This window comes from Brenneria roseae subsp. americana (assembly GCF_003115815.1).
GTDB lineage: Bacteria > Pseudomonadota > Gammaproteobacteria > Enterobacterales > Enterobacteriaceae > Brenneria > Brenneria roseae.
Map to the genome: position 1 here is coordinate 376,620 of NZ_QDKJ01000002.1, position 25,850 is coordinate 402,469.

General features: G+C 53.3%; 19 protein-coding genes and 1 pseudogene. 6 read left to right on the top strand and 14 right to left on the bottom strand.

Annotated features, from left to right (window positions below; translation table 11 throughout):
- Window positions 1-15 precede the first annotated feature (15 nt).
- The 8 genes from trxA to B4923_RS03685 form a co-directional block, all read right to left on the bottom strand.
- Complete coding sequence (gene trxA, locus B4923_RS03650; protein WP_109053000.1) at window positions 16-1,281, bottom strand: thioredoxin; 1,266 nt, start codon at window positions 1,279-1,281, stop codon at window positions 16-18.
- Between the two features lie 75 nt (window positions 1,282-1,356).
- Complete coding sequence (gene tldD, locus B4923_RS03655) at window positions 1,357-2,802, bottom strand: metalloprotease TldD (protein WP_109053001.1); 1,446 nt, start codon at window positions 2,800-2,802, stop codon at window positions 1,357-1,359.
- Window positions 2,803-2,830: 28 nt separating this feature from the next.
- A complete protein-coding gene (locus B4923_RS03660; protein WP_245929482.1) occupies window positions 2,831-4,201 on the bottom strand; it encodes a metallopeptidase TldD-related protein in 1,371 nt (456 codons plus the stop codon).
- A gap of 159 nt (window positions 4,202-4,360) precedes the next feature.
- Window positions 4,361-4,783, bottom strand: a complete 423-nt coding sequence (locus B4923_RS03665) for an ExbD/TolR family protein (RefSeq protein WP_109053002.1) — start codon at window positions 4,781-4,783, stop codon at window positions 4,361-4,363.
- A 14-nt stretch (window positions 4,784-4,797) separates the two neighbouring features.
- On the bottom strand, window positions 4,798-5,538 hold the full coding sequence (locus tag B4923_RS03670) for a MotA/TolQ/ExbB proton channel family protein (protein ID WP_109053003.1): 741 nt from the start codon (window positions 5,536-5,538) through the stop codon (window positions 4,798-4,800).
- Window positions 5,539-5,659: 121 nt separating this feature from the next.
- Complete coding sequence (locus B4923_RS03675; protein ID WP_109053004.1) at window positions 5,660-6,517, bottom strand: energy transducer TonB; 858 nt, start codon at window positions 6,515-6,517, stop codon at window positions 5,660-5,662.
- A gap of 135 nt (window positions 6,518-6,652) precedes the next feature.
- A complete protein-coding gene (locus B4923_RS03680) occupies window positions 6,653-7,618 on the bottom strand; it encodes a FecR family protein (RefSeq protein ID WP_170116000.1) in 966 nt (321 codons plus the stop codon).
- Between the two features lie 12 nt (window positions 7,619-7,630).
- Window positions 7,631-8,149 carry a sigma-70 family RNA polymerase sigma factor gene (locus tag B4923_RS03685; RefSeq protein ID WP_109053006.1) on the bottom strand — a complete coding sequence of 173 codons (519 nt, stop codon included), beginning with the start codon at window positions 8,147-8,149 and terminating at the stop codon, window positions 7,631-7,633.
- A 492-nt stretch (window positions 8,150-8,641) separates the two neighbouring features.
- On the opposite strand from B4923_RS03685, the gene B4923_RS03690 reads away from it, so the two are divergent.
- The 3 genes from B4923_RS03690 (at window position 8,642) to B4923_RS03700 (ending at window position 15,257) form a co-directional block, all read left to right on the top strand.
- Window positions 8,642-10,948 carry a TonB-dependent siderophore receptor gene (locus B4923_RS03690; protein ID WP_245929483.1) on the top strand — a complete coding sequence of 769 codons (2,307 nt, stop codon included), beginning with the start codon at window positions 8,642-8,644 and terminating at the stop codon, window positions 10,946-10,948.
- A gap of 231 nt (window positions 10,949-11,179) precedes the next feature.
- A complete protein-coding gene (locus B4923_RS03695) occupies window positions 11,180-13,009 on the top strand; it encodes an ABC transporter ATP-binding protein/permease (RefSeq protein WP_109053008.1) in 1,830 nt (609 codons plus the stop codon).
- Entirely contained in the window at window positions 12,939-15,257 is a 2,319-nt protein-coding gene (locus B4923_RS03700; protein ID WP_170116001.1) for a S9 family peptidase, read from the top strand. The genes B4923_RS03695 and B4923_RS03700 overlap by 71 nt, the downstream gene beginning before the upstream one ends.
- Before the next feature lie 166 nt (window positions 15,258-15,423).
- On the opposite strand, the gene B4923_RS03705 is transcribed toward B4923_RS03700, so the two are convergent.
- Entirely contained in the window at window positions 15,424-18,348 is a 2,925-nt protein-coding gene (locus B4923_RS03705; protein ID WP_109053009.1) for an autotransporter domain-containing protein, read from the bottom strand.
- Window positions 18,349-18,720: 372 nt separating this feature from the next.
- Between B4923_RS03705 and B4923_RS03710 the strand changes: the two are divergent.
- The 3 genes and pseudogenes from B4923_RS03710 to B4923_RS03720 form a co-directional block, all read left to right on the top strand.
- Window positions 18,721-18,804, top strand: a pseudogene (locus tag B4923_RS03710) (DUF1272 domain-containing protein); the annotation flags it as partial.
- A gap of 183 nt (window positions 18,805-18,987) precedes the next feature.
- Window positions 18,988-19,605: an esterase gene (gene ypfH, locus B4923_RS03715; protein WP_109053011.1), complete on the top strand. Its 618-nt coding sequence runs from the start codon at window positions 18,988-18,990 to the stop codon at window positions 19,603-19,605.
- Between the two features lie 252 nt (window positions 19,606-19,857).
- Window positions 19,858-21,528: a methyl-accepting chemotaxis protein gene (locus B4923_RS03720; protein WP_109053012.1), complete on the top strand. Its 1,671-nt coding sequence runs from the start codon at window positions 19,858-19,860 to the stop codon at window positions 21,526-21,528.
- An 80-nt stretch (window positions 21,529-21,608) separates the two neighbouring features.
- Here the strand turns inward: B4923_RS03720 and B4923_RS03725 are convergent, their stop codons facing one another.
- The 5 genes from B4923_RS03725 to B4923_RS03745 all read right to left on the bottom strand — a co-directional run bounded on the left by B4923_RS03725 (window position 21,609) and on the right by B4923_RS03745 (window position 25,824).
- Entirely contained in the window at window positions 21,609-22,787 is a 1,179-nt protein-coding gene (locus B4923_RS03725) for an acetyl-CoA C-acetyltransferase (protein ID WP_109053013.1), read from the bottom strand.
- An 11-nt stretch (window positions 22,788-22,798) separates the two neighbouring features.
- The gene (locus B4923_RS03730; RefSeq protein WP_109053014.1) at window positions 22,799-23,446 is read right to left on the bottom strand and encodes a 3-oxoacid CoA-transferase subunit B; all 648 of its coding nucleotides are present in this window, start codon (window positions 23,444-23,446) and stop codon (window positions 22,799-22,801) included.
- The gene (gene atoD, locus B4923_RS03735; protein ID WP_109053015.1) at window positions 23,446-24,102 is read right to left on the bottom strand and encodes an acetate CoA-transferase subunit alpha; all 657 of its coding nucleotides are present in this window, start codon (window positions 24,100-24,102) and stop codon (window positions 23,446-23,448) included. Before atoD ends, B4923_RS03730 begins: the two co-directional genes overlap by 1 nt.
- 82 nt (window positions 24,103-24,184) lie before the next feature.
- A complete protein-coding gene (locus B4923_RS03740; protein ID WP_109053016.1) occupies window positions 24,185-24,484 on the bottom strand; it encodes an AtuA-related protein in 300 nt (99 codons plus the stop codon).
- Window positions 24,484-25,824, bottom strand: coding sequence for an acyclic terpene utilization AtuA family protein (locus tag B4923_RS03745; RefSeq protein WP_109053017.1), 1,341 nt, complete (start codon window positions 25,822-25,824; stop codon window positions 24,484-24,486). The genes B4923_RS03740 and B4923_RS03745 overlap by 1 nt, the downstream gene beginning before the upstream one ends.
- Between the last annotated feature and the right edge of the window lie 26 nt (window positions 25,825-25,850).

A 25,850-nucleotide genomic window follows, 5' to 3' on the forward strand; every position in this document is an offset into this window, starting at 1 on the left:
CATCAACCGTACAGATTATTCCAGCCGGGGGACAAAGGCCGGGGCACCGCGCAGCAGTTCCCAGAGATTTTCCTGTAAAGGCACCTTCTGCTTTGCTATCAGTGATGGATATTGCCGGTAAAATTCGTCTTCTTTGGCGGAGAATTCCGGGTTTTCCCGCAGCCACTGTGCGTGCAGTTCGGCGGTGCGTTCCCTCGTCAACTGCTTGTTGGGCGCAGCAGCTTTATGTTGCTCAAACCAGCGGTGGCGCTTGTTCGGCGTCGCCCGTTCTTCATACGTCCAGCCCGCCTCAATTTGCAGAATTTGCACCAGCGCAAAGCCAAGATATATCTTGATCTCTCGCCAGCTATTCGCATCGGAAGGAACCGGTGGCGGGGACAGTATGGTAAGCAAGGTGGTGATGTTTTGTTCCAGTCCTTGCCCGCTATCGGCTTTTTCTGCCCACGCCGCCGCCTGCTGGTGTAACAACGCCCATTCGCTTTCCGCAACCGCTTCACCGGCAAACTGGCGCTCGGCGAGGCGCAACCACTGCTGGCGCAGGCCGTCTGGCGCGCTGTCCGTCAGCCAGTCTGACCAGCGATTTTCCTTATCGCCCAACCAGAGATGTATCCATTGCAGCGCGACGCCGCCCACCGCCTTACCGGGCTTGAGGGCGTCAAAGAGCGCATCAACCTGCTGTGCGGTTGTGCAGGAGAGGTTCTCCAGTAGGAAAGCGAGGGAAGCAGGGAGCCCGGTTATGCGCTCAAAGATCTCGATATGAGCGCTGTGGACTAAAACCGTGGAGATCGTCCCTTTATTTTCATGCCAGTAGGGGGAGAACGAGATGTCGATATCGCCGTCTACCGCATGTTGCCGCAGACGCTGATGTAAGAAAGCGTGCAGAGAGGCATCGCCATAAAACGCCCCCCATGTCACAGAATCGTCAACCAATGGCTGCGCGGTCTGCTGAACGTTAATCTGATGCGATTCCAGCCAGCCGCGCAGCTGCGCCGGCGTTTTCACGCCGACCTGGCGGGAGACTTCCTTACCTTCTTTGAACAGCAGTAAGGTAGGAATACCGCGAACGCCAAAGCGCTGCATGAATGCGGGATATTGTTCGACATCCAGCTTGGCGACGATCAGATCGTCTGGCGTGTTGTCAGCGAGCGTTTCCAGCAGCGGCGCCAGCGTTTTGCATGGCTGGCACCAGGGGGCCCACAGATCGAGCAATATCGGTTTGGCGCTATTATTGAGTAAGTCATCCAGCGAAGCGTCGCTGGCGGTGATAATGGTGTCAGACATGACATCTCCATTCGGGAAAATGAGTGTGGAAAATCACAGGATGTGGGAAGTTCGCTAACATGGCGCTGTGGGCATTCATTGCGATCCGCCTACGGTCATCTTGTCGATACGCAGCGTTGGCTGACCGACGGTAACGGGTAATGTCTGGCCTTCCTTACTGCACACGATATTTCCCTCATCCAATGCCAGATTGTTACCGACCATTGAGACATGCAGCAGCGCCTCCGGGCCGTGACCGATTAGCGTGGCGCCTTTGATGGGGCGGGTGATGCGACCGTTTTCGATCAGGTAGGCTTCCGTGGTGGAAAAAACGTATTTTCCGCTGCTGATATCGACCTGTCCGCCGCCAAAACTGGCGGCATAAATCCCGTTCTTCACCGAGGCGACAATTTCTTCGGCGGGGTAATCCCCTGCCAGCATGTAGGTATTGGTCATGCGCGGCAGGGGGAGCGAGGCGTAGGACGCCCGGCGGGCGTTGCCTGTCCGTGCGGTATTCATCAGTCTGGCATTCAGGCTGTCTTGCAGATAGCCGCGCAGAATACCGTCTTCAATTAGCGTGGTGCATTGTGACGGCGAGCCTTCATCATCCACATGCAGCGATCCTCTCTGTGTAGCAAGCGTACCGTCATCAACTACGCTGATACCGCGGGCGGCGACGCGTTCACCAAGCAGATTGGAAAATGCCGAACTGCCTTTACGGTTGAAATCACCCTCCAGCCCGTGTCCGATGGCTTCATGCAGCAGAATGCCGGGGGAGCCGGCGCCCAGCACTACGCTGTAGATACCGGCAGGCGCCGGGTCGGCGTCCAGATTATTCAGCGCCTGATCGACGGCCTTGTTCACCCACCGGGTCACGGTCTCGCTATCAAAGAAGCGGTAATCAAGGCGTCTTCCGCCGCCGCTTGAACCGGTTTCGCGACGGCCCTGTTGCTCCACCACGACACCGATCGTCAGATTAACCAGCGGGCGGACATCGGTAGCCAGTTTACCGTCGTGCCGTGCGATCAGAATGGTTTCATGCGACGCGCTGAGATAGGCCGTCACCTTTGTGACGCGCGGATCGCGGGCTTTAGCCTGACGATCGATGGATGCCAGCAGGCTGCATTTCTGCTGTTCGGTGAGGGACGTCAGCGGATTATCCTGCGGGTAAAGTGACGTATTCGCCGGCGGCAGCGATGAGGTCCGCGGGATGCTGGCGTGTTGCCCCTGCCGGATAATTTCCCTGACCGTCCCGGCCGCATTCAGCAAGGCGCTGGAGGATATATCATTCGTATAAGAGAACGCGGTTTTTTCCCCGCTGACGGCCCGGACGCCGACACCCTGATTCCGGCTGAAACCGGTTGGGCGCACGATGCCGTTTTCCAACTGCCAGCCTTCCTGCTGGCGGCGTTGAAAATAGAGATCGGCATAGTCCACCTGACGCTGCATGATATGGTTCAGTGCATGATTAAGCGTCGTTGTCTCCAGGGCAAACTCGGTCAGCGCGGGGGAAAGTGAAGCATCCGTAGTGGGCGTTACCATTCTTGATTATCCTGTTTCGGTTTGGGGGTTACTGACCGGCAATCTGCATCTCTTCAATCAGTATGGAACCACACGTCAGATGACCCTGTGTGTGGGCCTCGGCGCCATGTGCAACACACTGTTGCAGCATGGTTTTCAGATTGCCGGCAATCGTTATCTCTTCAACCGGGTATTGAATTTCTCCGTTTTCCACCCAAAAACCGGACACGCCCTGGGAGTAATCACCGGTCATCGGGTTCAGGCCTTGTCCCAGTAGCGTGGTGACCAGCAGTCCGTTATGCATTTTGCGCAGCATGGCGGGCAGATTATCGCCGGGTTGGCTCAGACGGCTGGTGACGGTGAGGTTATAGGCGCCGCCTGCATTACCGGTTGTCGCCATTCCCAGACGGCGTGCGCTGTAGCTGGACAGGAAATAGCCTTGGGCCAGACCGTCGTGAATGATGTGGCGTGTTGAGGCCGCCACGCCTTCCGTATCAAAACAGGCGCTGGCGAGCCCCCCGGGAATAAATGGATCTTCATGCAGGCTCAGGTGATCGGCTGCGATCGTCTCTCCCAGACATAAGCCTAAAAATGAGGTGGAGCGATACAACGCGGAGCCGCTCAGCGCATTGACCAGGTGATTAATCAGACTGTGCGCGACGGGGGCCTCAAATAATACCGGGCAGCGGCGGGTGGACAGCTTTTGTGCGCCCAACTGCGCCAGCGCGCGCTGAGCGGCGGTCCTGCCTGTAATTTCAGGGGGATTCAACTGGGCAGGACTGCGGCGGGTAATCCCCCAGTAGCCTTGTTGTCGCTGCCGATCGTTGCGGGCCAGCGACTGGTTCCACAATGAATGGAAGGATGATGGATAGCCTGCGCAGAACCCGGCGGAGTTAGCCAGAATAAATTCACTCTGCTGGGAGGAAATCTCGGTGCTTTCGCTGTAACAGCGGCCCGGTTGCGTGTCATTGGCCGCTTTTTCTGCCCGTAGCGCCAGCGCCAGCGCCTGTTCTACCGTCAGCGTTTCCGGTTCATACAGTTCAAGATCGCGGATGTCGGTTGCAAGATGTCGCTGGTCTGGCAACCCGCTGTATGGATCTTCATCGCCATATTTTGCCAGCAGGCAGGCGGATTCTACGGCTTCCTGTAGCGCATCCTGGGTGAACAGGGTCGAGGAGATGGTTCCCGAACGCTGACCGAAGTAGACCGTAACCGACAGAAACTGGCTGTGGCTCTGGGTAAGCGTATCAATATCACCGTTTCTGACCCTGATGTTGCGTCGGTTTCTCTGTGAGACATTAACGGAACTCTGGCTGGCACCTCTTGCGGCAGCCAGCGACAGTACCTGTTCTGCGATAAGCGAGAGGGATTCAGGCTGCGGCGCATCGACTGCGGGCGTTTCATGAAGAGAAAGCATCATTCGGTATCCGTGAGACTGGGGGAGTTACTGAATATGTGCAATCTGGCGGAGAAAGTGTCACCACCGGATGGCTTTTTCTTCGCGGATCAGGCGAGGGGAAACACCAGTCGCTAAAATGAGTAAGCCCTCACGGAGGGCTTGGCGATGTGGTAAAAAATCTCAGGGGTTTTTTACCGGCTGCAACACAAAATCAATTTTGCTCAGGCCACGCTGTTGGGCGCTGGTCATCACGTAGGCCACCCGTCCATATTCCACTGCCTGATCGGCGAACAGACGAATATTGGGGCGAATTTCCTCCGCGGCGGCGGTATCAAGCCGGGCGGCCAGTTGGGTGTCGTCCACGGCTTCTTTATTCCAGTTGATTTGCCCGGTTGCGGTAATCGAAATATCCACTGCCTGCGGATCTTTCTTGATTTTCTCAACGTTGGCCCGCGGTAGGTCCACTTTGACGGCGTGATTGATGACCGGCAGGGTAATCATGAACACAATCAGCAGCACCAGCATGACATCAATGAACGGCGTCATATTGATATCGTTGAGCAGCGCGTCGTCCTGGCTTTCAAATGGGGATGACATACTCATCGTAATTTTCCTCGTCAGGCGGAACGTTCAACCGGGACGGCATGGGCCTGACCATCCAGCGTGTGAAGGTCCGTGTTTGTCGGATCGACGCGGGCGCCGGTAAGCAAATAGGCATGGAGGTCGTGGGCAAACCGATTCATGGCGTGCAGCACCACGCGGTTACGGCGATTGATGGCGTTGAAGCCCAATACGGCCGGGATCGCGACAAACAGGCCGAAGGCCGTCATGATCAGCGCTTCTCCGACCGGGCCGGCAACCTGCGCCAGATCGGGCTGACCTATGGAACTGATGGTTTGCAACGCATGGAAGATCCCCCATACCGTCCCCAGCAGACCGATAAACGGCGCCGTACTGCCAATGGACGCCAGCGTACCCAATCCTGACTGCAATCTTCCGGCGTTGGTATCCAGCGTATTGCTCAATCCCCGAACCAGCCAGTCACTGAGATCGACATGGCCGCCCAGCGTCGAAGAGAACTTGTGTGGGTGCTTCAGCAATGCGTGCCCTTCGATAACAAGGTCGCGAAAAGGGTTAAAACCTGCCCGTCCAAACTGCCCGAGGCTTTCCTGTAGCGTTGACGATTGCCAGAACGCATGTCTGCTGTAATTCACACTTTTATTCAGCGCCAGTAGTTGCAGGGCTTTGATCAGTATGACGGTCCAGGAGAGCAGAGACATCCCCAGCAGAATAATGGCCACGGAATGGGTAACCACATCGCCCTGTTGCCAAAAATGATAAATATCCAACGTATTCATGTGTTACCTCTTTAAATAACCTTATTCAGATGCTTTCAGACGGGATTGCCGAACGGGCAAAATCGTCTGGGTTGTCGTTAACAGGGACTTTTCGTTAACGAGCCTGTGTTTATATTGGTTATCAACGCGATAGCTTGAAAGCTACTGGCTGAAGCGTCATCACGGTAATGGCCTGACCGTTTTCACGGTACGGGCTACAGCGTGTCTGCGCCACTGAGGCCATCGCAGCCTGATCCAGCGCTTCATATCCACTGCTGCGGGCAATTTCATGCCTCAACAAACGACCTTCCGGATTGATTACCAGCCGGACCAGAACTTCCCCTTCTTGTTGCAGGCGTCTGGCGCGGCGTGGATATTCCGGTTGCGGTACGGCACACCCCACCGATGCGACATTTTTTGGTAAGGCCCCTGGGTTGTTCTGCATCATGTCGCCTTTGCTGTTATTGGGGAGCGGTTCGGTTGCGGTCGTTGGCGTTTGAGACGCTGACGGGCTGGCGGTTCGTGCAACCGGCAGTGGTTGTTCCGTGATGGTTTTCGGCTGTACCGGCCGTGGTTTGACAACCGGTTTCGGCGGCGCTTTTTTTACTTCGCGTTTAACCGGCGGCGGCAGAGGTTCGGGCGGCGTTTCCTGTTTTTCCACGATAGGCTCAATCTCGCGTTCGCCCTGATCTGACGTCAGCACTGGCGGCTCAGGCGAGATTTCAGGTACGGGTTCGGGCTCCGGTTCTTCAACCATAGTTGCCTGAATGCTGACGCTTTCCGCAGGATTAACCAGATTGAGCGGCTTATATTCCGTTGTTCGGGTGACGATCAATGCCAATACCGCAGTATGTAGCAATACCACAGCCAGGAAACTGATAGCGGTTTTTCTGCCTTCTCTGTGCCGTGGCGTTTTCGCGCCGCTGTGTGCCGTGGGCTCACTGTATTGCCATGAAGGATGACTGGACCCGACGCGCTCTCTTAATAATGCCTGTTGCACGTATACCCCTGCTTTTGCTGCTTTGTCGGACAACCAATACTGATCTGTTTATCGAGAACGTTATGCCCTCTATGAGCTATGTGTATCGGGATACAAAAAGTGTCACCTCAGGACATGAATTTTTCTCTATCTCTGTCAGAGGCTGGCTGCCCGAATGTGTATCCAGTAGTCCGTGGTATGTACGATAGCGATTGGCATGGTCTGCGCCAGTGAGTCCAGCGTGTAGTTGATGTCGTCCAGCGGGAAGTTTCCGCTCACGCGTAAATCGGCGATAGCGGGGTCCAAACGAATTAATCCGGGCGTGTAGTCGCGCAGTGTACGGACGACGGAAGCCAGCGAACGGTCGTAAACTTCCAGACGACCTTGCAGCCAGGCCGTTTCCGCCTCCGGGAGGATGGCGGTGTTATAGAGCGTGGTATCATCAAACCAGACGCCGTGACCAGCCTGAACCCGGACGCTTTGGCCGAGCCGGTTGGTAATCTTGGCGATATTGTCTAAAACGCCGACATGTACGCCACCGTCCTCATAGCGCACGTTCACGCTGGCCTGCAATGCCACGATGTCGCCCATTTTGGTGGAAATCATGAAGGGGCGCTGAGCATCCTGCGCAATGTTGGCCATCACGCCGCCGCTGTGCAGTTCAATCTGGCGCACCGTCGTTTCCGGATGCATATTGATATTCACGGCGGTGCGGGCATTCAGGGTCAGTACGCTGCCGTCGTTCAAGGGAATGACTTGCCGCTGCGCGGTGGCTGTTTTCGCATCTGACAATATTGGCGACAGCGGATAGTGCTGATTTAACAACAGGCTGCTGAGCGAGATCACTGAAATCATGCCCAGCCCATATTGCAGCGCTTTCCGGCGACTGGATGGCGTCAGCAATACCTGCCGGATAGGATCGTGGGGCAACGACTGAATCAGAGGCTGAAATTGTCCCAGGGTTTGTTCAATACGCTGGCAGGCGCGTTCATGCAACACATTGGCTCGTCGCCAGTGCTGATAATCGTCATAGTCGGTCTGGGTGGCTTCACCTGAGCGTAACAGCACCATCCATTCAATCGCCTGTTCGGCAATCGGATCATTTATGTGTCGTCTGGCCATGATACTCATCGGTTAATTGTCGTGTTCCTGTGTCGCCAGATAGCAGTTAGCCAGTGCCTTGGCGATATATTTCCTGACCATGCTGACGGACACATCCAACCTTCCGGCGATGTCGGCATAAGTCAATCCGTCGAGCTGACTGTAGAGAAATGCCTGCCTTGCCTTGACCGATAACCCTGCCAGCGCCTGATCGATAGTGAGCAGCGCTTCCATCAGCAACTGCTGTTCTTCCGGAGACGGATGATGAAACTCAGGCTTATTCGCCAGTGCGGCGAGATAGGCTTTTTCCAGATCGCGTTTGCGCCAGTTTTCATACAGCACGCGTTTGGCGAGAGTGGTCAGCATGGCGCGCGGTTCTTGCACGCTGGCCAGGTCGGGCAGCGAAGCCAGTCTTAAGAACGCCTCTGAGGCGACATCTTCCGCTTCACAGCCATAGGCAATACGCCGGCGAAGCCTTTCCGTAAGCCAACGATAATCGCTGCGAAATATCAACGAAAGCAAATCAGGTTTTTTACCAGCCTCAGTGAACATGGGCATCCTCAATAGCGTGAACCATACCTAAAACTAATAATATTTGAGCCGGGATACCCCAGGGCCGCAAAACAGAAAAGGAACAATGCGTCCTGATTTCTTTTTTAAGGCAAAATGTCAATGTATCAAACGACGATTTTCTTATATGTTTATTTATAATTGTTATGTTACTAATAATTTTGTAAAAAATTATTCTTGGCGCTTTGCTATCGATCGGTGTATTGCGTGGTTTTTAATAGAAAACCGGTTATTCGCTTTTTCAGGCAGATAAAAAATAGGGTTGTGAAATCAACTCGATCGTTATTGAGAGAAAATTAATTCAGAAAAAAAATCTATTTCTGTTGTCACTTTTCTTTTGTCATCGCACAGAACATACGAAGACCAATAAAAATCTGATATGTCTTGGCGAGTGACGGGGGAAAAATGAAAAAAAGATCTAATGTGCATCGATTTCCAGGGATTAGCTTCAAGAAACGTATATTCTTCACCAGAATGTTAAAGATAAATTCCGCGCTGTTGCTTGGCGTGACGACCATCCCGATGGCTGCCTATGCCGCAGGAGAAAATGACGCCATTGTGTTTGCTATTCCTGCCGGCGATTTGCAAAAAGGGCTGCTGGCGATTGCCAGTCAAAGTAAACAGACTATCTCCTTTAACCCCGCTCTGGTGGCGAACTATCAGAGCGCGGCGTTGAATGGCCGCTACACGACTCGTCAGGCCATTTTGCGTTTGTTACAAGGCACGCCATTATTATTGACCACCACGGACAATGGCACGCTGACGATTGTTTCTTCGCGCGCCAATGATGCTGAAGCGGCAAAAACGGCTGAAAAAACGTTGCCGAAGATCACGGTCAGCGCGGCGGCAGAAGAAGAGGTGTTAAATCCGGGTAATTCCTCATCCGCTCTGCGCACCGATACGCCCTTACAGCAGACGGCGCAGTCCGTACAGGTAATTAGCGGCAAACTGCTTAACCAGCGTCAGGCCACATCGCTGGAAGATGCGTTAAAAAATTCGGGTAGCGTGATTACCATACGCTCGAACCGTGGTTCATCGACCTACTGGTTACGGGGATATAACGTTACCTCCGGGTTGACGGACGGGGTGTCCGGCTCCAGCAACGTGGGGGTAGGGCAGGGAACCGCCATTGAAGGTATTGAACGTATTGAAGTGCTGAAGGGGCCGCAGTCGGTGCTGTCGGGCAGTAGCTCGCCTGCCGGGACGATTAATCTGGTGCGTAAAAAACCGGTTACCGAGCCATTGCACGAGATCAAAGTGGAAGCCGCGCGTTATGGCGAATTCAAAACGGCGATTGATCTGGGCGGCGCGCTTACCGATGACAAACAGCTGAGCTACCGCCTCAATGCCTCGACCATGAAATCAAGCCAGACTTTCCCTGACTTTAACGGTAGTCACAGCGATTATCTGGCGCCGGTGCTGGGCTGGACCGGGGATTCCACCCGTGTTCAGATCGGTGCTGAAGTCAATCAAACCCGCGTTTCCGGACCCGCGGGAACCACCTACATCAACGGACAAGTGCAGAAATTGCCGCAATATCGTCTGGGTGACAAAGACGACCATTTCAAGATGAAAACCACTAACGCCTGGTATGAGCTGGAGCAAGATCTGGCTTATGACTGGACGTTTAACAGCAAAGCCATGTTCCAGAGCACCTATGGCCAGGTGAAAATGAATGAAACGCTGGCTATTGCCGCCAATGGCGACAAAGTCAGCCACCCGCTTTCCAATAAATACACCAACCAGACCTGGAGCCTGCAAAACGATGTCCGCGGAAAAATAGAAACCGGTCCGCTAACGCATACGCTGCTGCTCGGCCATGACTATAAATACGAGCGCTATGCAACCTACGACAGTAACTTTGTGCTGCTGAACAACGGTAACGTCTATGATCCCGGTTCGCTCGTCTATCCGGGAATTGGTGAACCGGACTACCGTTCTTATACCAGTAAACTCATTCAGAATGGTTTCCTGTTGCAGGATCAGATTGATATCTGGGATCGGCTGCATATTCAACTTTCCCTTAAGCATTCCAGTTGGAATAACGCTTATCTGACCGGGACGACGCCTTCCAACTATACCACCAGCAAATGGATACCCAATTACGGGGTCAGCTTTGATATTACGCCGGATGTCACGGTGTACGCCAACTACCTCAACAGCTTTAACGGTAACCCGCAGGTGAACATCGAGACTGGGGAAACCTTCGCTCCCACCACCGGTAAATCGAAAGAGCTCGGTCTGAAAGTGAACCTGCTGGAGGACAATCTGACATTGACCACCGCGCTGTTCGATATCCGCCAGCAAAACGTGGTCGTCTGGAGTAATGGCCGGGCGATTGGCACCGAAGGACGGGAATCAAAAGGCTGGGATATTGATCTGAACGGTACTCTGTTGCCTGGCTGGGAACTGTCGGCCAGCTACACCTATTCGAAGAAAGAGGATCCGGAAAGCATCAGTTCGCAAGATATTCCGCGTCACTCCGCCAATCTGTGGACCTCGTATGAGATTCAGAGCGGTCTGTTGCAGGGCGCCGGTGCGTCTGTCGGTGTCCGCGGCACGTCGAAAACCACCAAAAACGGTTACAGCACCAATTACTTCACCATTGGCAGTCAAGCGCAGACCGACGTGGCGGTATTTTATCGCCAGCCTGACTGGTCGGTGCAACTCGGGGTGGATAACGTCTTCGATCGCGACATCTACTATTCAACCGCTACCCCGCTTTATCTGGGCGTACAGGAAGGACGGACGTGGCGTTTGACCGGCACCTATTCGTTTTAACCACGCGCCGTTGACGGTGTGTGCCGGTATAAACGGAGCGCGCGCTACCAGAGAGGTAACCTGCGGGTTACCTCTCGCGATGTCTGCGTAGAACCGTAGTGCTGACGACGCTAATTTTTTGATTATCCTGTTTATTTTGGGTGATATTTTGCAATCTATCAGAAGTTTTCAGCGATTTGCCCATACTGGTCATTACGTCCTGTTTGTCGATCAACACAGGTGCAGGGCGTCATGAGCATGCGCGACGAAGGACGCATGAAACCGGGTTTTCTCCAGATTTTGCTGCCGTACTGGAAATCTGAAGAAAAGTATCTGGCGCTGGTCATTCTTGCGGTGATTATCGGCATTAGCATGTTCGGCGCATACATTGCCGTGGAGGGTAATCGTATCGCCGGCCAATTCACCGATGCGCTGATCGCGCTGGATTGGCAAAAGATAAAACCCTTGTTTGTGACCAGTTTCTTCCTCGGGCTATTAGCGACGCTTCTACCGGAGACCGGAGCGCTGTTTAATCATTATTTAACGCTGCGCTGGCGAACGTGGGTCACGTTGCGTTATATCCAGCGTTGGACCGGCTCACAGGCCTATTATCAGTTGGAACGAGACGGAATACTGACCAATACCGATCAGCGTATTGCCGAAGATGCCAGCATGCTGGTGAGTTCATCGCTGAATTTTTTTATCAGCCTGGCGTCGGTTTTTGTCCGGACGGTGACCTATACCGGGCTGCTGTGGTCGGTGTCGGGAACCCTGCATTTCAGCGCATTGACACGCTTCTGGGCTATTCCAGATTTTATGTCCGACTGGGCTATTCCGGGCTATATGGTGTATGCCGCGTTTATCTGTGCATTCCTGCAAATTTACATTTCTCATTATCTGGGGCACACGCTGATCGGTCTTAATATGCAGAAACAGAATGCGGAAGGGGACTTTCGTTTTCTGGGGATGCAGATTCGGGAAAACGCGGAACAGATTGCGTTTTATCAGGGCGGTAAGCGGGAAGGCATTCGCCTGATACAGCGCTTTTTCAACCTGCGAGCCAATGCGCTGGCTGTTATTCAGCGCAATTTTAAGGTGTCGATAGGTCAGGATCTGTTCACGCATTTGGTTTCTCCACTCCCCACGCTGTTGGCGTTGCCGCAGTTGCTGAATGGTGAAATCACTTTCGGCGATTTGACACGCATCCAGTTGGCTTATGCTTCCCTGCGCAGCACGTTGAGTTATTTTATGCAGGCATATCAGGAATTTACTAAATGGCTGGCGTTGACAAAACGGCTGAGCGAACTGGAGTCGGCGCTGGGCGATGCGGAACATACCACGTCGGCGATCCTGCTTAAGTCCCGGAATGCGCCGGCGTTTGCCTGCCAGGATCTACGGCTTGAGACGCCGGACGGCAGGGTATTGACCACCGTCGAGAATTGGCGGGTTTTGCCGGGAGAGCGCTGGATGATTGGCGGCGCGTCGGGCGTCGGGAAAAGTACGTTACTACGTGCCTGCGCCGGGTTGTGGAACTACGGCGAGGGTGTGGTGACGCGCCCGCTGCATGCCGCGAGCCTGTTTTTACCCCAGAAAAGCTATATTCCGTCCGGTACGCTGAAGGCCGCGCTTTGCTACCCCAATGAGGAAATGGATTTTACCGATGAACAATGCCAGCAGGTACTGGCGTTGAGCTGTCTGCCGCAGGTCGTTGACCTGCTTGGCGTCAGCGATCGTTGGCAGCAGCGGTTGTCCGGCGGTGAGCAGCAGCGGCTGGCGATTGCCAGAGCCTTACTGCATCAGCCTGATTTCATCTTTCTGGATGAGGCCACCAGCGCCCTCGATTCTGAAACCGAACAGCGTATTTATCAGGCATTAATCACCCATTTGCCGAACTGCGCCATCGTCAGCGTGGCGCATCGTGAGGCGCTGGCCGTTTTCCATACCCATCATCTTCATCTGACGCCGTTGAACGAAAATGACAAACATCATGAAATGGAGCCCCAGGCTGACGATGAAACGTCAAGGCAGCAACGTACTGATATTGATCTTGGGGAGCATGGTCTTGCCTGGCGTGGCGAGTGACGCTGCCGAGTTGAGCCGTGAAGATTACCAACGCGCCATGGGGCAGGGAGAAGATTACCGGGCGCTGATCCATCATTATCCGGGGCGGATCGTGTGGCAGCCGGACAGTCAGACCTTTGTTTACCGGCGCTCGGTGGTTGCCATGGCCAGTCAATCTGGCGGCCATGAATTCATGCGGGTGGACGCGGCCAGTCTGCAACAGCAGCCCGCGTTCGATCATGATCGCCTGGCGCTGGCGTTAAATCCGTTGCTCGGCAAACCGGTGACGGTCACGACGCTTCCTTTTGAGCAGTTTGATTACCATGAGCAGGAGAATCTGCTGTTTATTCCACAGGGCCAGCGGCTGATCGGTTGTGATATTGAAAACTATCATTGCCGAGTGTTAACCGATCTGTCCGCCCCTTTCGCTGGAAATGCGAGGGAAAATCGCCATCAGGGAAAGGCGTCGCCGGATGGAAAATGGGATGCGGTGATTGAAAACCATAATCTGATTCTGATCGACCAACAACATGGCGAGCGGATAGCGATAACTCAGGATGGTACGCCGGAAAAAGGATACGCGCCGGCTAGTCTGCGCTGGTCGCCGGATAGTACGAAACTGGTGTTGTACCGTACCCAGTGGGCGGAGAAACGACAGGTTCACTACATTGAGTCTTCACCCGCCGATCGGCTACAGCCGAAACACCGTCAGATTTCCTACCCCAAACCCGGTGATGCGTTGGATATTCCGCAGCCGGTGCTGGTGGATGTCGCTTCGCGCCGCGTTATCCCGGTTGAATCGGCACTGTTCCCGAATCCGTTTATGCTTACGCATCCCGTATGGCGCAAAGATGGCCGCGCATTCACGTTTGAGTATAACCAGCGGGGTCATCAGGTCTATCGCGTGATAGAAGTGGATGCGACAACGGGCGCTGCCTGTCAGCTCATTAACGAGACGTCGGAAACCTTTATCGATTACGCGGAGCTAACCGGGGTGGCAACCGGAAGCGGTAAGCGCTATCGGTATGATCTGGACGACGGCAAAACCATCGTTTGGGCGTCAGAGCGCAGCGGGTGGCAGCATCTTTATCTGTACGATGGCGTGACGGGAACGGTGAAAAATCCGATTACGCAAGGGGAATGGGTGGTCAGGGCCGTTAACTGGGTCGATGAAAAAAACCGGGTTATCTACTTCAGCGCATCGGGTATCACCAAAGGTGAAGATCCATACTATATGCATGGCTACAAAATCGGCTTTGACGGCAGCGGTCTGACGCTGTTAACCCCCGAGAAAGCCAATCACACGCTGAGCTTCTCGCCCAACGGTAACTATTATGTCGATACCTACTCCCGTTACGATCTGCCGCCGATAACCACGCTCTATCGCACGGCGGATAATCAGAAGCTGATGCAGGTTAATTCTACGGATATCAGGCGGTTACAGGAAGCTGGCTGGCGTCCTCCGGTTCCGTTCACGGCGCGGGGAAGAGAGGGGAAAACCGAGGTTTGGGGATTGATCTACCCTCCGCGCACAATTAAAGAGGGACGTAAATATCCGGTTGTTGAAAAAATCTATGCGGGGCCGCACGGTTCTTTTGTGCCGAAAGATTTTTCATTTTGGCCGGAGCCGTTGACCGAACTGGGGTTCGCGGTAGCAAAAATTGATGGTATGGGCACCAATAATCGCTCCCGCGCTTTTCATGATGTCGCCTGGCGCAATCTGAAAGACGCGGGCTTTGCCGATCGTATCCTGTGGCACCAGGCGGTCGCGCGGGCGTATCCCTGGTACGATGTTTCCTCCGGGATCGGGATTACCGGCGTATCCGCGGGCGGGCAGAGCGCCATGGCCGCGCTGTTATTCCATCCCGAATTTTACAAGGTTGCAGTGGCGGATTCCGGCAGTCACGACAACCGCATGGATAAAATCGGGTGGAACGAGCAGTGGATGGGCTGGCCGGTCGGCCCCTGGTATGCGGCATCCTCCAACGTGGAAAACGCCGGGCGTTTACAGGGTAAATTGTTGCTGATGGTGGGTGAACTGGATGAAAACGTCGATCCTTCCAGCACGATGCAGGTGGCGGATCGGTTGATTAAAGCGGGTAAGGATTTTGACCTGTTCTACCAGCCGGGAGGCGGTCACGGCGTCAGCGCTGGAATATATGGACAACGTAAGCTGCTGGATTTTTTTGTGCGTCATCTGGCGGGCAGGAAAACGCCGGACTGGAATGTTGCCGAAGGATCAACGACCAACGATGCCGTTTCCCGCTAGCGGGAAACGGCGGTTTATCCAGATAATAGCGGCATTAAAAAATTTACTATGCCGCATGAATAACGATGAGATGTTATTCATGAGAATTTCCACCATAAAAAATGCATTAGGATAAATAAAATGGGGATAACGCCGACGGAGTCTGAATCGTCGGCGTTATCTGTCATCAGAACGCTACATCAACGCCGCCGCGCAGAACTTCCTCATTGCCGCGCTCGGAAAAGTGTTTGTCTGCCCGCAGGAAGAAGTGAGCATCGGCCGCGTTGCCGACGTCCAGCCGGACGCCTGCCCACTGAGAATCTTTATCCAGACGGATGCCCGGAATATCAAGGCGCTCGCCTTCCCGGCCCAGTCCGCTCCAGCGGGCGGTGATATCCAGCGATGGATTGGTGAAGGCATGTTGATATTCGCCATTGATACTAAGGCTGCTCCACCATCCCTGGTTCCATTGCAGCAGCGTGCGCAGGTTGATTCCGGTCAGGCCAACGGTGCGGGAATAGTCGTTGCCTTCTCCCGTCAGACCGAATTCACTGCCGGTATCGGTAAAGCTGCCGGTGGAAAGGTAGCTATATTTCAGTCCGGCATAGGGTTGTAAACTAAAGGTATCGTTCAGGGCGAATTCATAGCCGGTTTTCACCAGACCTTGCCAACCGTCGCTTGATGTCTTGCTGGATACCGCCTGCGCATCGTCCAGCAGGATAGAACGTTTTAATTTATCCCGGCCGTGCTGGTAGCTCAGATTACCCTGAACATACCATTGCGGGGTGAGGTTATAACGGGCGTAGGTCGTCAAACCATGCAACTCATTTTCACTGCTGCCGCCGCTACCTTCATAGCTGGCTTTGATCTGGCTGTGGGTATAGGCAATCCCTGCGCGTAACCCCGGCGTATCGAAATCGCTGTCCGTGCCGATGGCGGTCAGAGTGATATCGTAATGGCTGCCCAGATAGCCGGACTGGTTCAGGTCGCCGCGCAGCTTGCCGGTTTCGATCCACAGTCCGTAGTTTTTCCCGTTTCCCAGCAGATCCAAACGGTTATTAAGAAGTTGGTTTTGATAATCCAGGCTGTTAAACAGAATGGCATTGCTGGATGCGTGCGCCTGTCCGGAGAGCGAATTTAACGAGGTCGCCGCCGCGCTGGCTGTCGCCAGTTGCTGGAAGGCGGCGGCTTTGGCCAACAGGCTGGATTGCTGTTCGGTGGTAGCCGAAAGTTCAGACCAGCGATCGGCGACCTGTAGGGCGGATTCCACGTTGGCTGCCGTTTGCAGCAGGGCCGCGCTTTGCAACCCGCTACTGGCGACGGCATCCACGGTATTGACACGGCTGAAGGCGCCGATGACGTCATTGGCGCCGTAGGTCAGACTACCCGTCAGGAACAAACCGAGATCCGTGGTCTTGAATGTGCCGCTCACGCCCAGATTGCTATGCAGCAGGGTTTCCTGCATCTGGACAATATAGGTATTGCTGGGGAGACCCACGCGTAATGAACCATCCAGTGCCGCGCTGCCTTCGACGGTGAAGGGATTGGACAGCGTCACGCTCAGTAAGCCATTGCTGTCTTGCGTATAATTCCCCGCGACGGTCAAACCGCCTTCCGCCGTGGTGGCGACGATAGCCGAGTTGCTCACGTTGCCGCCAATCCGGCCTTTCCCCGCCAGCGTACCTGTGCCTGACACTGTGGCATCGCCGGCGATCGCACCGTCCACATACAGGCTGTTGGCGGTGATTTGCGTGTCGCCCTGGTAGGTGTTGTTGCCGGTCAGGCGTAGAAGACCGCCGGCGTTACTGGCGCCTTCGACGATCAGGCCGTAATCGCCGCTGATATCATTGGAAAACGTATAGTCACCGGCCGTTAAACGGGCGGTGAAGTTGTCGGCATAGAACATCGCCGGGCCATTCACCGCTTTTTCGACGTTCAGATCGCCCCAGCCAAAGGTGTCATTGTATGGGCGTCCGTTAGCCGTATCGGCAACTTGTATCTCTGCCCGATGGAAGACCGAACCTATTATATTGCCGTCGGCGTCTTTGATGATCTCATAGTAGGAGTTATCCGGATCGTATTGGGTATAGGCGTCAGTGTGATAGATCGCCGTCGTGAGCAGCGTTTGCTGTAAATTGTAGCCGCTCATCCAGGGATAAACGGCCGAGACCAGCGATGCTCCTCCAGCGACGCGGGGGGCGGCAAACGACGTACCATAGCTTCGGGCTAACGTGCTGCTGTTCGCCACGGGATAATCGATATAACCCGGCGCGCTCATGCAATACGATGCGACATTACCACACGCATCAAAAATGTAGAGTTCGGCGGGTCGGGTGGTACCGTCGTTGCCTACCCACTCGGGAATATAGCCGGTAACCGCCAGAATACCTTTCTGGAGCGATTCATCGTTAAAAATCAGTGGGATCTGGGTATTGGGGGACGGTGTCGCGGTGGAATTGTTCCCCGTCGCCACAATGCTCAGCGCCCCGGCGTTCACGATATTTTTCAGTTCGCTTCGAACTAATTGATAATCAAAGCTGTTTTGGGCGTTTCTGAGCGCTTCGTCGGTCGTCAGCCGTTCCTCCGAGGCGTAGGACATATTGATAATTTTCACGCCCGAATTAAGCAGCCAGTTGACGGCGGAGGTGGTGTTAAGATAGTCAAAATGGTTGTCTTTAGACGTCTGAGCGATATAGAGCTCACTGTCCGGTGCGACGCCGCCTGGATAGAGATCGGTCGCGAGCCCTGCCAATGTCAGCGCCACCAGTGTTCCGTGGCCGTTGACGCCCTGGTTATCGTTGACTTGTGAACCGCCACCGACAAAAGACGTAAAATGCAGACTGGCGTAATTGAATTCCGAGCGAGCCGATTCCAGTCCCGAGTCAATAATCCCCACTTTCACTGCCGATGAGACAGGGGTGGTCGGTTCTTCCGGGGTTGTTGGCGTGGTCGGTTCGGTAGGTGTTGGTGTCGTTGGCGCCGCGCCGCCGCTTCCTCCGCCGCCGCCACTGCAACCTGCCAACACCAGTAAGATAATACTGATATTGACTGCTAATATCGATTGCCTGAAAGTTTTCCTTTTCGGCGATAATAAAGACGTTGCTGTCGTCATTTTATTGTTCCTGATGTTATTTAGAACGTAAAACCGCCTCCCGGAATACAGGGATTTGGAGAAAGCAGGTATCTGTTCATCGCATCTTTCTTTGATGAATAAAAAGCTGACGAATAAAAATCACCTATATCGATAAATACTTAAGGATATGGGCCGCGATAATGTTTAAATAAATATTCCATTTCTCTGGGTAACCTCATCTCTGGGTTTATTATCAGGCCCGTTCTTTATTCATGGGTCGCTGGCGAATAGATAAGTGGGTCCTGGTCTTTCATTGATATCTGTGCAATAACGTGAGAAAAGTGACAGCAAGAAATGAGTTTTATTCTTTCCGATCTTTTTCCTGAGGATTTCCTGATTTGAGGTAAGCCGATGCTTGAGTTACGCCCCAACTGTGAAAACTGCGACTGTGATTTGCCGCCGCATACCGAGAGCTATATTTGCTCCTGCGAGTGCAAAAGCACGGATAAGAGGCAAAGATAAAAACGGTATCAACCCGTCTGTTGCAAAAAAATGGAACATCTCGTTCAAGAAATCCCGATTTCTCCCTGCGGAGTGGGGCGTATAGTGAATGGCAAATATCATTAATGATCGGCTGCCGATATTGGGAATGGATCGGCGGCATGCAGGAGAAACAAAATGAATCAGGAATATATTGTTGTACAAAATCCGACCGCGCCACAGCGGTTGTTTTTACTTTTTCATGGCGTAGGTGATACGGCGGCGGGGATGGCGCCGATTGGCCGCTATTTCGCGGCTGCGTTTCCCGACGCTGTGGTGGTCAGCATTGGCGGGCCGTTCAGTACCGGATTTGGTGAAGGGCGTCAGTGGTTTTCCGTACAGGGCGTGTCGGAAGAAAATCGGGTGTCCCGCGTTGAAGCCGTTATGCCGCGTTTTATTGAAACGATACGGTTCTGGCAGCGAAAAAGCGGCGTGGATTTTACGCGAACCACGCTGATTGGCTTCTCGCAGGGGAGCATCATGTCTCTGGAAGCATTAAAGTCAGAACCCCAGCTTGCGGGACACATTGTCGCTTTCAGCGGACGTTTTGCCGTATTGCCGGACAACGCATTCAGTGATGTCGCCGTTCATTTGATTCACGGAGAAGCGGATGGTGTGATTGTGGTTGAACATGCCCGGACTGCCGCTCAGCGCTGCAAGGCGTTGGGAACGAATTTCACGTTGGATACCGTACCAGGAGTCGGACACGGCATTGATGAACGCATGTTGAATCATGCGCTGGGCTATCTTAAATAAGCCGGTATTTTTCTTTTTTAGCGCTTTCTGACGATCGTTTTATAATAAAGCGCTTTTATTCTATTTGGGTGAATGACTTTTGCTATGGTTCCGGTTGTTATAATACGGTTTTTATCCATATTCAAAATCATTTAATCCATATATGAATATCGAATGATACATAGCAATGTATTTATTTGTGTCGAAGGATAAACATTTATCTTCTTTTTTCCGATATAAGTATATCGTCCTTATGGAGAAAGAGGGTGTGATATGTTTAAACGTATTAAAGTGATTACCATCCTTGTTATGGTGTTGTTTATCTTAGGCGTCTCTCAATTCTTCACCGGTGCGCTATCTGTTCGGGCACTGGTTAACGATAAAGAAGGGTTTCTCGTTTCTCAGCGCTCTAACCAGAATGTTGCCGCCTTTACTGATGCATGGATTATGATGAATCAGACGCGTATCGCTATCGGTTCTATTGTACAAAACATGATGATAGGGAATGCGGATAAAGAAGCCATGCAGGCGCTCTTGCAGCAAGCGGAGACACAGTTGGCCGCATCGGAGAGCAGCTACAAACAATATCTGTCAATTCCCAATACGCCGGGGCTGGATGAAAGCCTATCCCAAAAACTTGAGGACAGTTATACCGCTTATCAAAAACTGCTGCATGACATTATTGATGCGCTTACCGGCGGGCTGGCTGGCTCGGCCATGAAACTGAATAGCGGGGCGACGGCGCTGAATGTGGCTATGCAGGAAAGTTATATTGCGTGGCGGGAAGCACAAACCCAGTTATCTGATGCAGGGCTACGGGAAAATAATTTTGCGTTTGAAACGATGTTGTGGCTCCTGGGAACGATCTCGGTGCTGGTGGTGTTGGTGATTATTCTCAGTTGGATCGGGTTACAGCGCATTCTTTTGCATCCGATGCGTGAACTCATGCGGCATATCAGCGCGATCGCCGAAGGCGATCTGACGTTAGAGATCGATGCCGGGGGACGTAATGAGATGAGCCAGCTTGCGGCAGGATTGCGCCATATGCAACAGTCGTTAATTAATACGGTGAGCATGGTTCGTGACAGTTCTCATTCTATTTATACCGGCGCCAGTGAGATTTCCGCGGGCAGCAATGACCTGTCTTCCCGCACTGAACAACAGGCCGCCTCATTAGAAGAAACCGCGGCCAGCATGGAACAATTGACCTCGACGGTCAAACAGAACTCGGACAATGCCAGGCAGGCGACCCAACTGGCAAAAAATGCGTCGGAGACTGCCGATAAAGGTGGTCTGGTCGTCGATAATGTAGTGAAAACCATGAATGAGATTTCTGATAGTTCACAAAAAATTGCACATATTACCGGCGTCATTGACGGTATTGCTTTCCAAACCAATATTCTGGCGCTGAATGCGGCGGTAGAAGCGGCCCGCGCGGGAGAACAAGGCCGTGGTTTCGCGGTGGTGGCGGGTGAGGTTCGGACGCTCGCTCAGCGTAGCGCTCAGGCGGCAAAAGAGATCAAATCGTTGATTGACGATTCGGTCAGCCGGGTTAATACGGGGTCTTCGCAGGTGAAAGAAGCGGGCGATACGATGAAAGAAATCGTCAGCGCCGTGACCCGGGTGACAGATATCATGGGAGAGATCGCGTCAGCCTCGGATGAACAAAGTCATGGTATTGATCTGGTGGGGCAGGCAATCACCGAAATGGATCGCGTTACTCAGCAGAACGCCGCGCTGGTTGAAGAATCCGCTTCAGCGTCTGCGGCGCTGGAGCAGCAGGCGGGACTGTTGCAAAGTGCGGTTGCCGTGTTCAAGGTGAATCAGGCAATGGCGCCGGAACAGCACAACGAGAAAACATTATCGATTGCTTCACCAGCGAAATCCCCCGCTCGTAAGATCGCACCGACGGCCTCTTCAAACGCGCATTGGGAAACATTTTAAATCGTGAGTAGCGGCACTTCCTAACAGGCAATGCAGGCCATCGGTCTGCATTGCCTTTTTAAAGGGATCGTGCGCCAGATTTAAACGCGTTCAACAATCATCGCAATGCCTTGTCCACCGCCGATACACAGCGTCGCCAGTCCCAGTGTTTTGTCATAGCTGCGCAAGGCATGAACCAGCGTAACCAGAATACGTGCGCCGCTGGCGCCGATGGGGTGACCCAGCGCAATGGCGCCGCCATTAACGTTCACTTTTTCTGGATCGAGCCGCAAATCCCGCTGTACCGCCAGATATTGGGCGGCAAACGCTTCATTGGCTTCGATCAGGTCGATATCATCAATGGTTAAACCCGCTTTGATCAGTGCTTTCTGCGTCGCCGGGATCGGCCCCAATCCCATGACTTCGCTTGGTACGCCTGCGGAGGCCCAGCTACGAATCCTCGCCAGCGGTTTTATCCCTTGTTTTTTCGCCTCTGGTTCACGCATCAATACCAGTGCGGCGGCGGCATCGTTTATACCGGAAGCGTTGCCCGCGGTGACGGTGCCATCGGCGGAAAAGGCGGGGCGTAGTGCCGCCAGCGACGCCAGCGTGGTATCCGCGCGGGGAAATTCATCCTGTGCAAAAATGCGGGTTTCTTTTTTGCTGCGCAGCGCAATCGGCGTAATTTCCGCCTGAAAACGACCACTTTCAATCGCCGCTATCGCTTTCTGCTGTGAGGCCAGCGCCACCTGATCCTGTGCTTCACGGGTTATCTGGTAGCGTTCGGCGATGTTTTCCGCCGTTGTACCCATGTGGTAATGATTGAAAGCACACCATAAACCATCGTGAATCATAATATCGATCAGTTTACCGTGCCCCATGCGATAACCGTGGCGTGCTTTTTCCAGCAGGTAGGGGGCCGCGCTCATGTTTTCCATACCGCCGGTGATGCAGACCTGATTATCGCCGGACAGAATAGACTGTGCGCCGAGAGCGACTGATTTCAGACCGGAGCCGCAGACTTTGCTGATAGTGAGTGACGGGGTTTCAATCGAAATACCTGACGCGATACTGGCCTGATGGGCCGGGTTTTGCCCGAGTCCAGCCTGTAGCACATTCCCCAGAATCACTTCATCAATGGTCAGATTTTCCGGCAACGCCGACAGGCAATCACGGATGGTGGCGGAAGCCATTTCGATGGCGGACGTATTCGCCAGGCTGCCCGCGAATTTACCAATGGCGGTTCTTTTCGCATTAACAATAACAACGGAGTCGTTCATGGTCGCCTCTATTAATTTATTTTCATCGGTTGTAAATCGGCGGAAACAATAAAGTTTGCCTCGGTTTTCTGGCGTAATTCGTCGACGGTCATTCCCGGACTAATTTCACTCAGCACCATTTGTTGATTAATAAAATGAAATACCGCCAGTTCGGTAACGACCATGCTGACTTTATTAACGGCGGTAAGCGGATAGGTGCACCGGTGCAATAATTTGGCGTCGCCATTCTTTGCGCAGTGCTCCAGCGCGATAATCACTTTCTTCGCACCGACAACTAAATCCATAGCGCCGCCCATGCCCGGCACCATTTTTCCCGGCACCATCCAGTTGGCCAGGCTGCCGTGTTCATCAACCTGTAAGCCGCCCAGAACACAGATATCGACATGACCGCCGCGAATTAAGGCAAAGGAAAATGCGCTGTCGAACATGGCGGCGCCGGGGATCATGCCGCACGGTTGACCGCCGGCATTGACCAGATTATGGTCAGGCTCGGTGATGGCGCCTAATCCCAGAAAACCGTTTTCAGATTGAAAGGTGACCTGAATATTTTCCGGAACGTAATTGGCGACTTTGGTCGGCAGGCCAATGCCTAAATTAACCACATCGCCATTTTTAAGTTCCCGCGCCACCCGACGGGCAATTAATTCTTTCGCATCCATTATTTCTCTCCCAAATAAAGGTGATCAACCAGCGCGGCAGGGGTAACAATACATTCCGGCGCTAATTGCCCGACAGGAATAACCTGCTCACACTGTGCAATAACCTTTTGGGCTGCCAGAGCAATGAGGGGATTAAAGTTACGGGTGGTCAGGTTATAAATAAGGTTTCCACTGGTGTCGGCAATACTGGCTTGTAAAATAGCTAAATCCGCTTTTAACGGTAATTCTAATAAATAGGTAATATCATTAATGGTGATTTTTTGTTTATTCTCTTCGACAACGGTTCCCACGCCAGTCGGCGTTAAAAAGCCGCCTAATCCAGCGCCGCCGCTGCGAATACGCTCGGCCAGCGTACCTTGCGGAACCAGCTCCACGTCCATTTCACCGGCGATCATCCGGCGCCCGGTTTCCGGGTTAGTGCCGATATGCGAGGCAATAACTTTTTTAACCTGACCGTTGGCAATAAGCGGACCGACGCCGGTATCCACGAAGCCCGTGTCATTGCCGATAATCGTTAAATCAGAGACGCCGGATTTAATAATTTCATCTACCAATAATTTCGGTGTTCCGACGCCCATAAAACCACCGAACATAATTGTCATTCCATCATATAAATATGAGCGGAAATGGCTGGCATCAATGATTTTGTTATTCATTGTGTTGTCACTCCATAAAAAAGGCCGAGAGAGGCCAAAGCGGGTAATTAATTACCCGCTGGTAAACTGAAATGAATAGCGATTAAATATCGATATCTAATATTGCGGAGCTTAATCCTTTGCCATGCATATCTAATGCTAATGAACGGGTGACGCCACCGCCCAATGCGCCATACATAACAAAATTCAGCGCACCGATTGCCGGTAATTCATAGCGCACCACGTCACCGGTCACGATATCGGCAAACCAGGTTTTTACTTTTTCCGTGGTGATTTTTTCTTTCAATAATTCGTAATCTTCCGCACGATAAGCAATAAGTGAAATATTGGAGGTATTTCCTTTATCTCCGGTACGGGAATGGGCAATTTCACGCAGTTTCATTATTTAATCTCCAGATAATCAACGGCAGGCGTTACGCAAGCGCGGGACAGCAGGGTGGAATCCATCGCCAGAATTTCTTTAACGGCCTTGTTGACGCCGCCGCCGCCAGCAGGGCCGTTGGTGTAAAGCGTTTCGACCTCATTACCGATCTTGACCGCCTGCGCTCTGGAGGTGCAACGGGCCGCAACGCGGACGCGTACTTCGTATGGCTGACTGTCCTGCGAGCGCTGAGCGCCATGCAGAGAATCGACGCCAATCAGATCGTAACGAATTTCCTGCGGTTCAAATCGGCACAGGGCAAAACGGCCTTTGACGATATCCAGCGCCAGACGACCGCGTGCAACAGCGCCGGGGCCAGCATAAGAAATCTCGCCTTCGCCGATGAATCCATCCTGATAACCGACGGACACTTTTAATGTATCGGTTTTGGCCCGACCGGTGGCGCCCTGTACACGAACGCGATTTTCACCGTCTTGCGTGAAAGTCACGTGGCTGAAATCGGCAATGACATCCGGGGTGATGTAGCTGTCCGGGCGGTGAATTTCATACAGCAGCTGTTCTTTACAGGTATCGACGCAAACACAGCCACCGGAGCCCGCGACTTTGGTGATGACGGCACAACCGTCCTCGGCGATCTCGGCGATCGGGAAGCCAAGACGGTCGAGATTAGGGATGTCTTTGAAACCGGGATCGGCGTAGTAACCGCCGGTGATCTGGCCGGCACACTCCAGCAGGTGGCCGATGCAGGTGCCTTTACCCAGACGATCCCAGTCATCAGCCGCCCAGTTGAATTCATACATCATAGCGGACAGGAACAGCGAAGGGTCGGATACGCGACCGGCAATAATGATGTCCGCATCCTGACGGAGCGCTTCCACCAACGCGTCGGCGCCCAGATAGGCATTGGCGGAAATGATATCTTTGCCGCATGAAGAAATTGGCTGGCCGATTTCGTCCAGACGCGCATCCTGAGTAATCAGCATGGAATGCACGTCATCCCCGGTGACAACCGCGATTTTCAACCGGGTGGCGCCCAGTTCTTTCGCAATTTTCAGTACCCGCTGGCCTGCGGCTACCGGGTTGGCAGACCCCATATTGGTGATGATTTTGATGCCTTTCTCCAGGCAAATCGGCAGCACGGCGTGCATTCTGTCCGCCAGCAGCTCGTTGTAGCCTTTCTCTGGATTCTGCTGCTTCTGCTTCTGGCCGATAGCGATAGTACGCTCTGCCAGACATTCAAAAACCAGATACTGGATGTCGCCTTTCTGCGCCAGTTCTACTGCCGGTTCGATACGATCGCCAGCGTAGCCGGCCCCGGAACCAATACGAATCGTTTTCATAAAAAACCTCTTATTAATTAAATGTG

Coding starts and splice junctions, on each gene's coding strand:
- trxA (WP_109053000.1), bottom strand. CDS start 1,281: ATGTCTGACACCATTATCACCGCCAGCGACGCTTCGCTGGATGACTTA.
- tldD (WP_109053001.1), bottom strand. CDS start 2,802: ATGGTAACGCCCACTACGGATGCTTCACTTTCCCCCGCGCTGACCGAG.
- B4923_RS03660 (WP_245929482.1), bottom strand. CDS start 4,201: ATGATGCTTTCTCTTCATGAAACGCCCGCAGTCGATGCGCCGCAGCCT.
- B4923_RS03665 (WP_109053002.1), bottom strand. CDS start 4,783: ATGAGTATGTCATCCCCATTTGAAAGCCAGGACGACGCGCTGCTCAAC.
- B4923_RS03670 (WP_109053003.1), bottom strand. CDS start 5,538: ATGAATACGTTGGATATTTATCATTTTTGGCAACAGGGCGATGTGGTT.
- B4923_RS03680 (WP_170116000.1), bottom strand. CDS start 7,618: ATGGCCAGACGACACATAAATGATCCGATTGCCGAACAGGCGATTGAA.
- B4923_RS03685 (WP_109053006.1), bottom strand. CDS start 8,149: ATGTTCACTGAGGCTGGTAAAAAACCTGATTTGCTTTCGTTGATATTT.
- B4923_RS03690 (WP_245929483.1), top strand. CDS start 8,642: ATGTTAAAGATAAATTCCGCGCTGTTGCTTGGCGTGACGACCATCCCG.
- B4923_RS03695 (WP_109053008.1), top strand. CDS start 11,180: ATGAGCATGCGCGACGAAGGACGCATGAAACCGGGTTTTCTCCAGATT.
- B4923_RS03700 (WP_170116001.1), top strand. CDS start 12,939: ATGAAACGTCAAGGCAGCAACGTACTGATATTGATCTTGGGGAGCATG.
- B4923_RS03705 (WP_109053009.1), bottom strand. CDS start 18,348: ATGACGACAGCAACGTCTTTATTATCGCCGAAAAGGAAAACTTTCAGG.
- ypfH (WP_109053011.1), top strand. CDS start 18,988: ATGAATCAGGAATATATTGTTGTACAAAATCCGACCGCGCCACAGCGG.
- B4923_RS03720 (WP_109053012.1), top strand. CDS start 19,858: ATGTTTAAACGTATTAAAGTGATTACCATCCTTGTTATGGTGTTGTTT.
- B4923_RS03725 (WP_109053013.1), bottom strand. CDS start 22,787: ATGAACGACTCCGTTGTTATTGTTAATGCGAAAAGAACCGCCATTGGT.
- B4923_RS03730 (WP_109053014.1), bottom strand. CDS start 23,446: ATGGATGCGAAAGAATTAATTGCCCGTCGGGTGGCGCGGGAACTTAAA.
- atoD (WP_109053015.1), bottom strand. CDS start 24,102: ATGAATAACAAAATCATTGATGCCAGCCATTTCCGCTCATATTTATAT.
- B4923_RS03740 (WP_109053016.1), bottom strand. CDS start 24,484: ATGAAACTGCGTGAAATTGCCCATTCCCGTACCGGAGATAAAGGAAAT.
- B4923_RS03745 (WP_109053017.1), bottom strand. CDS start 25,824: ATGAAAACGATTCGTATTGGTTCCGGGGCCGGCTACGCTGGCGATCGT.